Origin of the sequence: Lyngbya sp. CCY1209 (genome assembly GCF_035615495.1) — a bacterium.
Taxonomy (GTDB): Bacteria; Cyanobacteriota; Cyanobacteriia; order Cyanobacteriales; family Microcoleaceae; genus Limnospira.
Genome location: NZ_JAJENU010000327.1, coordinates 1 through 994 on the forward strand (window position 1 = coordinate 1; position 994 = coordinate 994).

General features: G+C 45.2%; 1 protein-coding gene. It reads left to right on the forward strand.

Features of this window, described 5'->3' with window-relative positions; genetic code table 11:
• The coding region (locus LKE08_RS09470) for a group II intron maturase-specific domain-containing protein (RefSeq protein ID WP_324703975.1) at positions 1 to 965 on the forward strand (965 nt) is incomplete at its 5' end.
• Positions 966 to 994: the final 29 nt, after the last annotated feature.

The following is a 994-nucleotide window of genomic DNA, read 5'->3' on the forward strand; positions in this document are numbered from 1 at the left end:
CCGATGATTTTGTAGTCATATCACCAAAACTCGAAATCATTGAACAGTGCAAGATTGCTATTTCTGAATGGTTAAAGCCCATTGGACTCCGATTGAAACCAGAAAAGACAAGAATCTGTCATACACTTCAAGAAATTGAAGTAAATGGAAAAAAGGTCGCACCTGGTTTCGACTTTCTAGGGTTCAATATTAGGCAATATCCTGCCGGAAAACACGTCTCTGGTAAAAGTGGAGGAAAAGTCAGTAAACTGCTTGGCTTCGTAACCCACATAAGACCAGATAAGGAAGCAATCAAAGCCCACATCGGAAAGGTGAAAGAGGTGATTAAGAAATATAAAACAGCACCTCAAGCCGCCCTGATTAAAAGACTCAACCCCATCATCACTGGGTGGGCAAGGTATTACTCGGGGGTAGTCTCCAAGGAGATTTTCAACAAGCTAGATAGCATACTCTGGCAACAACTGCGGGCATGGATAGTGTCACGATGCGGAAACGCCAAATACAAAACGCTCAGAAAATACTACCGAACAGGTAGGGCAAAATTGAGCAATGGGGATGAAAGGAAGGATAAGTGGATATTCCAAACTAAGGATGGTCTACGGCTCCAAAAACACGCCTGGACTCCCATTGTCTATCACACGTTGGTAAAACCAAACGCATCGACATATGACGGAAATTGGACTTATTGGGCAACGAGGAGAGGGAAATCACCAGAAATCTCAAACCGAGAAGCCAAACTGCTAAAAGACCAGAAAGGCAAATGCAAATGGTGCGGACAGCACTTCACCATCGAAGACCAGGTGGAGACCGACCACATCATCCCGAGATGCCTCGGCGGAAAGGATGATTACAAAAACCTCCAATTGCTGCACCGCCACTGTCACGATGCCAAAACTGCCATTGATGGTAGTCTAAGTAAGAGTCGTACTCATGACAACGAGACGACTGAACTAGGAGCCGTGTGAGGTGAAAGTCTCATGCACGGTTCTGAATG